6 protein-coding genes are annotated in these 7910 nt (G+C 68.9%); 1 reads left to right on the top strand and 5 read right to left on the bottom strand.

The genetic code is table 11. The features are described from left to right. From VBO01S_RS29940 to VBO01S_RS29920, 5 genes are all read right to left on the bottom strand, one after another. Positions 1 to 1373: amidase (locus VBO01S_RS29940; protein ID WP_062482470.1), on the bottom strand; the 1373-nt coding region annotated here is incomplete at its 3' end. Positions 1374 to 1379: 6 nt separating this feature from the next. Further along, positions 1380 to 2420, bottom strand: a complete 1041-nt coding sequence (locus VBO01S_RS29935) for a TRAP transporter substrate-binding protein (protein WP_062482468.1) — start codon at positions 2418 to 2420, stop codon at positions 1380 to 1382. A 55-nt stretch (positions 2421 to 2475) separates the two neighbouring features. Next, positions 2476 to 3783, bottom strand: coding sequence for a TRAP transporter large permease (locus VBO01S_RS29930; protein WP_062482466.1), 1308 nt, complete (start codon positions 3781 to 3783; stop codon positions 2476 to 2478). Further along, entirely contained in the window at positions 3780 to 4436 is a 657-nt protein-coding gene (locus VBO01S_RS29925) for a TRAP transporter small permease subunit (RefSeq protein ID WP_062482463.1), read from the bottom strand. Before VBO01S_RS29925 ends, VBO01S_RS29930 begins: the two co-directional genes overlap by 4 nt. Before the next feature lie 148 nt (positions 4437 to 4584). Next, a complete protein-coding gene (locus tag VBO01S_RS29920; protein ID WP_062482460.1) occupies positions 4585 to 5412 on the bottom strand; it encodes an IclR family transcriptional regulator in 828 nt (275 codons plus the stop codon). 252 nt (positions 5413 to 5664) lie between these two features. Here VBO01S_RS29920 and VBO01S_RS33345 point away from each other — a divergent pair. Further along, positions 5665 to 7910, top strand: a 2246-nt coding sequence (locus tag VBO01S_RS33345; RefSeq protein ID WP_255221242.1) for a hybrid sensor histidine kinase/response regulator, incomplete at its 3' end; no start/stop codon positions are given.

Genomic DNA, 7910 nt, shown 5'->3' with positions numbered 1-7910 from the left:
AACGCGGGGAAGCGCCGCCACGGATGGGCCTGTTCGAACGAGCGCGCGAGCGCGAGCAAGGCGTCGTCCGCCCCTTCGCGCGCCACGAGCTGCACGCCGACCGGCAGCGGCCCCGCAAAGCCGCAGGGCAGCGCGATGGCGGGCAGGCCCACGGCGTTCGCGAAGCCGGCGAACACCGCATGGCCGCGCGGGCCGACCTCGCGCCCGTCGATGCGCGTGGGATGCGTCTCGCCAGCGGGCCAGGGCAGTGCGGCGGCGGCGGGCGTGAGCAGGAAGTCGTAGCGGTCGAACAGCTGCGCCAGCGTGTTGCGCAGCCGCTCGGCCTCGTACAGCAGCTCGAACAGCTCGCTCGCGCTGGCCTTGCGGCCGTTCTCGGCGTTCGCCTGCATCGCGGGGCCGAACAGCGATGCGTCGAAGGGCCGGCTCGACAGCTCCTGTGGATGCGCCACCAGCCAGGCCAGCCCGACCTGCGCCAGCAGCGGCCAGCGCTGGTTGACCGCTTCGGCAATGCCGAAGTCCTGCGCCGTCGTCACCTCGTGGCCGAGTTCGGCCATGTGCCGCGCGGCCGCTTCGGTGAGCGCTGCGATCTGCGGATCGACCGGGTGATCGCCGAAGCGCGGAATGAAAAGGATGCGCGCGCGTTGCGGGCCCGCGCCCTCCTCCACCGGCCGGTCGCCGATCACCTGCATCACGGCCGCCACGTCGGCCACGCTGCGCGCAATCGGGCCCGCGACCTCGAAGCCCAGGAAGATCGGCGGCAGCCCATCGCCGCGCGGCACGCGGGCGCGCGAGGGCTTGAAGCCGACCAGGTTGGTGTGCGAGGCCGGCCGGCGGATGGAGCCGCCGCCGTCGGTGCCCAGCGCAATGGGACACCCGCCCGCGGCCACCAGAGCCACCGCGCCGCCCGACGAACCGCCGGGCGTGAGCGCCGGGTCCCACGGGTTGCCGGTGGGGCCGAACACCGGGTTGTCGGTGTAACCCTGCATCGTGAACTCGGGCACGTTGGTCTTGCCGAAGATCACGGCGCCGGCCTCGCGCAGCTTCGCTACCGGCAGCTCGTCGCGCTCGGCCACACCGCCGGCCAGCGCGCGGCTGCCCCAGTGCGTCGGCAGGCCGCGCACCTGCAGGTTGTCCTTGATGGTGACGGGCACGCCGTCGAGCGCGCCCAGCGCCCGGCCGCTGCGCCAGCGCGCGCTGCTCTGCTCGGCGGCGTGCGTGGCGCCTTCGCTGTCGAGCGTGATGAGCGCGTTCAGCCGCGGGTTGACCTCGGCGCTGCGCTGCAGGCAGGCATGCAGCGCGTCGGTCGGGGTGAACGCCGCATCGCGAAAGCCTGCGGCGAGCTCGGTCGCGGTGAGTTGCCAGAGCGATGGCATACCGGGCTACTTGAGACCGACCACCGGGCCGACGACCTGCTTCCAGGTGGCCGAGCACTTGTCGTAGGACTTGTCGCAGAGTTCGCTCCAGATCGGCAGCGACACCGTGGTCAGCGCGTCGCGGATCATCTGCTGGTCGCCCGGCTTCACCGGCACGTCCTTCATCGCGAACTTCTTGACGGTCTTGCACGGCTCCTTGCCGACATTGCAGCGCGACGCATCGTCGAACAGCTCCTTCGAGTAGCCCCACACCTCGGTCTCGAACTTGCGGAAGGCGTCGGTGAGCTTCGTCTTCTGCTCGGCGCTCAGCGCGCTCCACTTCTGCAGGTTGATCGCGTACGCATTGAGCGCGATCTGGAAGCCGATCGGCATGAAGTGCGTGGTGACCTCGGGCCAGCCCGCCGAGTTGGCCGAGCTCGGGCCGGTGATGGCGCAGTCGGTCACGCCGCGCTCCAGCGCCTGCTGCGTCTCGCCGAAGGGAATGGTCACGGGGATGCCGCCGAGCTTCTCGATGAACTTGGCGAGCGACTGGTCGTACACGCGCACCTTCTTGCCCTTCAGGTCCGCGAGGCCGCCGATCGCGACCTTGCAGAACACCACCTGCGGACCGAAGGGATAGATGCCCAGCAGCTTGCCGCCGTGGCGCTCCTGCAGCCGCTTGTCGAAGGCCTCGCGGTAGGCGTCGACCACCTTGCGCGCCACCTCGTAGTCGGTCGACAGGCCCACGATGTCGGGCCCAAGGAAGAAGGGCTCGTCGCGCGACACCTGCGCCAGGCGCAGGGTGACGATGTCGAACAGGCCCGACTTCAGCACGCGCAGGCCGTCGGCGTCCTTCACGCCCAGCACGTCCATCGGCTTGTAGTCGGCGTCGATCGGCAGCCCCGTGTTCTTCGCGAAGTTCTCGAAGAAGGGTTGCTCCTTGGTCTGCTGGATCAGCCCAGTGGCCACCAGGTTGCCGGCCACGCGCAGGCGGGCGTTGTCCGCATGCGCCGGCAGTGCCAGCGCGAGGGTGGCCGCGATCAGCGGGAGAACGAATTTCAGTTGCATGCCTGACTCCTTGAAAGGTTGAAAGGTGATTCGAGAGCGGGAGAAAAAAGTGCCGTCACTTGCCGAACAGCAGGTTCGGCAGGTAGGTCGCGATCCAGGGGTTGTGGATCAGGATCGCGGTCATCACGACCATGGCGACGAAGAAGGGCAAGGTGCCCTGGAACACGTCGTTGATCGAGCCTTCGCCACGCACGCCCTGGATCACGTACAGCGTCATGCCGATCGGCGGGCTGATCAGCGAGATCTCGCACATCAGCACCATGAAGACGCCGAAGAACACAGGGTCGATGCCCGCGGCCTGCACGATGGGGAACACCACCGGCAGCGTGCCGACCAGCATCGGCATGGTCTCCAGCGCGATGCCCAGCACCAGGTACAGCGCCGCCAGCATCCACAGCAGCATGATGGGCGACACGTCGGCCGACTTGATGAGGCTGGCCAGCGCCTGCGGCACGCCCAGCATCGAGAGCACGAAGTTCAGGTACAGCGCCGCCACCAAGATCAGCGCCGTCATCGCGGTGAGCCGCATGGTCGAGCGGAAGCACTCGTGCAGCATCGAAACATTCAACTTGCGGTAGCCCGCCGCGATGGGCAGGCAGACGATCACGCCCAGCGCCGCGCTTTCGGTGACGGTGGCCCAGCCCGTGTAGATGCCGCCCATCACCACCGCGAACACGGCCAGCGGGCCCAGCAGGTGCACCGAGTGGCGCAGCTTCTCCGCCAGCGCGGTGCGGCCCTCGCGGATGCCCGCCACCGACGGGCGCCACACGCAGATCGCCAGGATCGTGAGCAGGAACAGCACCGTCATGATCGCGCCGGGCAGGATGCCGGCCATGTACAGCCGCGCCGCCGAGGTGTTGGTCATCGAGCCGTAGATGATGAACGCCACGCCGGGCGGAATCAGGTTGCCCAGGCTGGCGCCGGCGGCGATGGTGCCCAGCACCATGCGCTGGTCGTAGTTGCGGTTCTTGAAGGCGGGCAGCGCAACCGTCGAGATGGTGGCCGCGGTGGCCACCGACGAACCCGACACCGCCGAGAACAGCGCCGAGGCGCCGATGTTGGTGTGCAGCAGCCCGCCCGGCATGCGGTTCAGCCACTGGCCCAGCGACTGGTACATCTTGTCGGTGGCGCCGCCGCGCATCAGGATCTCGCCCAGCAGGATGTACAGCGGGATCGACAGCAGTAGGTAGTCTTCGCCGGCGGCCCAGAGCTGCTCGCCGACGGCGTTGATGGCGGGCATGCCGAAGTGGATCAGCGACCCGAGCAGGCCGACGACCAGCATCGTGGTCGCGACATGGAAGCCCAGGAACATCAGGCCCAGCATGATGGCCAGGCCGGCCAGGATTTCGAGCGGCCCGATCACGAGGCGACTCCGGTGGCGTTGGTGACATTGGCGGCGGCATGCGCGGTCGACGCCTGCGCCGGGCTCTTGATCTGGACCTCGGTCTCGGCCTCGATCTCTTCCTCGAGCGTCTGCGGACCGAAGCGCTCGTTGAGCTCGCCCGTGCGGCGCCGCACGAACAGCTGCAGTGCATCGAAGGCCGCCCAGGCGGCGACCAGCGCGAACATCAGGTAGCCGCCGAGCCAGATCGATTGCGGAATCCACATCGGCGTGGCGAGTGGCGTGGCGGCCGTGCTTTGCAGCTCGATGCTCTCGACCACCACGTTGTAGCCGCGCCAGAGACACAGCACCGACAGCAGTGCGAGGCTCACCATCGCGAGCATGTTGAGCAGCGCGCGCGTGCCGACCGAGAAGCGCGACAGCAGGAAGTCGACCCGCGTGTGGCTGCGCGTGATGAGCGTGTAGGCGAAGCCGAAGGCGCCGACGATGCCGTAGGTGTAGGAGCCGATCTCGTCGATGCCCTGCAGGCTGAACGAGAACACCTTGCGGCCGAGCATTTCGACGCAGGTCATGACGGACAGCGCGATCAGCCACCAGCCGCAGGCGATCACGGTCCAGTCGCAAACCCGCGTCAGCGTTCGGCTGATGCCGTGCTGTGGAAGCAATGTTTTCATGGTTTTGTGCAAGGAGGTGCGGTTGAAGGGCAAGCCATTGGAGCGCGCGCCGCACGCGCGCAGCGGACTATCCCGCTGCGCGGGACGGTCGGAAAAACGGCTTAGGAATCAAGCACTTGGCGCGCTGCGCCAGTGGAATGCACGCGCCTCAGCGGGCGCGACCGCCGTAGGCGGCGGTGATCTCGTCGGCGGCGGCGCGCACGGTGGCGCCCAGGTGCGGGAAGTCGGTGCTCTTGATGCGCTGCGTCGGGCCGACCAGCGAGATCGCGCCGAAGGGCTGGCCATGCTCGTCGCGGATGGCGGCGGCAATGCAGCGCAGGCCGACGGCATTCTGCTCGTCGTCGATCGCATGGCCCGCGCGGCGCACTTCGCCCAGCGTTTCGTGCAGCCGCGAGGCGCGCGCGATCGTGTTGTTGGTGAGTTTGGGCAGGCCGTAGGTGCGCAGGTACTGCAGCACGTCGTCTTCCGACATCGCCGCCAGGATCGCCTGCCCCATCGCGGTGCCATGCAGCGGCGCACGGAAGCCCGGCTTGCCAATGGCGCGCATGAGTTCGCGGCTCTCGACCTGCGTGACGAACACGATGTCGCCCAGGTCGGCAATGCCCAGATTGATGCTCTCGCCGGTGCTGTCGCGCAGCCGGCGCATCACCGGCAGCGCCAGGTGCGCGATGCGGCGGCGGCGCCCGAAGGCCGCGCCCACCGAGAAGCAGCGCACGCCCACGTACCAGAGGTTGGTCTCGCGATCGAACTGCACGAAGCGCCGCTGCTCGAGCGTGGTGAGCAGCCGGTGCGCGGTGGACGACGACAGGCCCGTGTGCGCCGCGATGTCGACCAGCCGGAAGCCTTCGTCATCCTCGGCCAGGAGTTCGAGCAGCTGCATGGCACGCGTGAGCGACTGCACGGTGCTGTCGTTGTCGCGGTCGATGCGGGTGACCTTGGGGGTCTTGGCGGAGGTGCGCGGCGAGCTGGCTGTCATGGCGTGCCTTGTGCAAATTGCGTGCCATCCGGCCTGCCCGTCCGGCTCGCGATCTGGCCGCCGATGGTCTGCGACAAACGATCTGTCAACTACGGTGTTTGCACCAATGTCGACATTTCTTGATACAGCGATCGCCCGTTGCGCCCCGCAGGCGTGCATCGCGCTCGCTCCCGCGGTGCGCCCGCGCGCGCGGCAGTGCCCTACCATCGCGGGCATCTTCTTCCTGCCCGCACCGCTCACACGGATGCCATGATGCCCAGCGATCTCCCGCGTTTCTTCGGCTTCGGCGCTTCGCGCGCCACCCCACGCGGTGTGATCAGCCTGCTGAACCGCTACCAGCGCGCGCTGCTGTACGTGGGCGGCGCCGTCACCTCGCTCGTGCTGCTGGCCGCCACCGGCGTGATGCTCTCGTCACAGGTGCGCGACTACGTGGCCGAGCGGCAGGCCGAGTTCAATGCGCGCAAGGCGCTGCTGCACCTCGAACTCTTCGTGCGCCAGGGCTCGGCGCGGATCAACATCTTTCACGAGGAAGGCGCCTGGGAGCGGCGCGCACGCGCGCCGCAGTCGCTGGTCGACGCCTTCGCCGCGCACGACGGCCGGCTGGTGCTGCCCAGCAACAAGGACTTCCCGCCGATGCTGCTGCTGGGCGACCTCTCGGCGCAGCGCCCGGCCGGCAGCTTCGCGCAATACCTCGGGCTGGCCGAAGAGGTCGGCTACCGCTCGGCGGCCTACACGAAGACGCTGACGCTGCACTCCAGCTACTTCTACGCGCCCGACCTGCGCTTTCTGGCCGTGGTGCCGGCCCCCGCCGCAGCCGACCTGTTCGAACGCCACGGCGCACGCACCACCGAAGACCTGCTCCAGCGCATCGCGCCGCCCGAGCTCGGCGACCTGAGCGACCCGGCCGTCGTCGCCCGCCTGCGCGACAGCGGCACCGCCGTGTGGCTGCCGCCGGCCGTGAGCCCCTTCACCGGCGAGACGGTGCTGCGGCTGGCACAGCCCGGCTTCCACGACGGCAAGCCCTTCGTCGTGCTGGTGAACGACTACCCGCTGGACATCATCACCGCGCACCTGTCGAACGAGCGCCACGACGAGGCCTCGATGTTCGTGGACCCGTCGGGCCGGGTGATCGCCGAGACGCACGGCCCCAGTGGCACCGAGGGCCTGCAGGCGCGCGCGCTGCAGCTCTCGCAGCCATCGCTGGCCGCGAACGGCGCCACGCTGCAGTACCGCGACGGCCTCTTCACGCTGCGCGCCCCGATCGCCGATGCCAACTGGACCTACCTATACGCCTTTTCGTGGCGCACCATCGCGTCCGAGCTGGGCCTGCGGCTGGCGCTCTATGCGGGCGCCATGCTGCTGCTCATCGCCTTCGTCTGGGCCGCGCTGCTCCTGCTCGACCGCAAGGTGTTCCGGCCCGGCTATGCGCGCTCCCAGCGCATCGTGGAGAGCGAGAACCTCAACCGCACCATGGTCGCGACCACGCCCTCGGGCCTGGCGCTGCTGCGCTATCCCTCGGGCGAGGTGCTGCTGCAGAACCAGGTGATGCAGGCCTGCACCGACAACGCGCGGCCCGAAGACCCATCGTTGCCGCAGCGCCTGCTGCGCCTGTACGACGATGCCCCCGGCGCTCCCGAATGGCTGCCCGACCTGGAGCTGCCCGTGACGCTGGCCAGCGGCGAGGTCACCGAGCTGCTCGTGAGCGTGGTGCGCACCAAGTACCAGGGCAGCGACGTGCTGCTGTGCAACTTCTCCGACATCACGACGCGCAAGAACGCCGAGCGTGCACTCGAAAGCGCGCGCGAGGCCGCGCACCAGGCCAACCATGCGAAGTCGGCCTTCCTAGCCATGATGAGCCACGAGATCCGCACGCCGCTCAACGCGATCATGGGCAACCTCGAGCTGCTGCAGCGCTCACCGCTGTCGGCCGCGCAGAACGAGCGGCTCGGCGCCGTGACGTCGTCGTCGACCGCGCTGCTGGGCATCATCAACGACATCCTCGACTTCTCGAAGATCGAGTCGGACCAGATGCGGCTGGAGTCGATCCGCTTCGACCTCGCGGACACGGCGCGGCAGGTGATCGCGGTCTTCACGCCGCTGGCGCAGGCCAAGCGCCTGGCGCTCGATTGCGTGATCGACGATGCCCTCGCCCCGCACCACCTCGGCGACCCGACGCGCTTGCGCCAGCTGCTCATGAACCTGCTGAGCAACGCGATCAAGTTCACCGACACCGGCGACGTGCTGCTCGAGGTCTACCTGAAAGACGATGCCGACCCCGCCTCGCCGGTGGTGATCGGCGTGAGCGACACCGGCATCGGCATGACGGCGGCGCAGCAGAAGGCGCTGTTCGAGCCCTTCACGCAGGCCGACAGCAGCATCGCGCGGCGCTTCGGCGGCACCGGCCTGGGGCTGGCGCTGTGCCGCCGGCTGGCCGGGCTCATGGGCGGCGACATCCAGGTGGTGAGTTCGCCGGGCAAGGGCAGCACCTTCCTGGTCAC

This window comes from Variovorax boronicumulans NBRC 103145, from assembly GCF_001591345.1.
Taxonomy (GTDB): Bacteria; Pseudomonadota; Gammaproteobacteria; order Burkholderiales; family Burkholderiaceae_C; genus Variovorax; species Variovorax boronicumulans.
The sequence above is the reverse complement of the archived record's forward strand: the minus strand, read 5'-3'. Positions and strand labels throughout refer to the sequence as shown.

What these genes read in the sequence shown, in the direction of transcription:
- VBO01S_RS29935 (WP_062482468.1), bottom strand. Translation starts at nt 2,420, where the DNA reads ATGCAACTGAAATTCGTTCTCCCGCTGATCGCGGCCACCCTCGCGCTG.
- VBO01S_RS29925 (WP_062482463.1), bottom strand. Translation starts at nt 4,436, where the DNA reads ATGAAAACATTGCTTCCACAGCACGGCATCAGCCGAACGCTGACGCGG.
- VBO01S_RS29920 (WP_062482460.1), bottom strand. Translation starts at nt 5,412, where the DNA reads ATGACAGCCAGCTCGCCGCGCACCTCCGCCAAGACCCCCAAGGTCACC.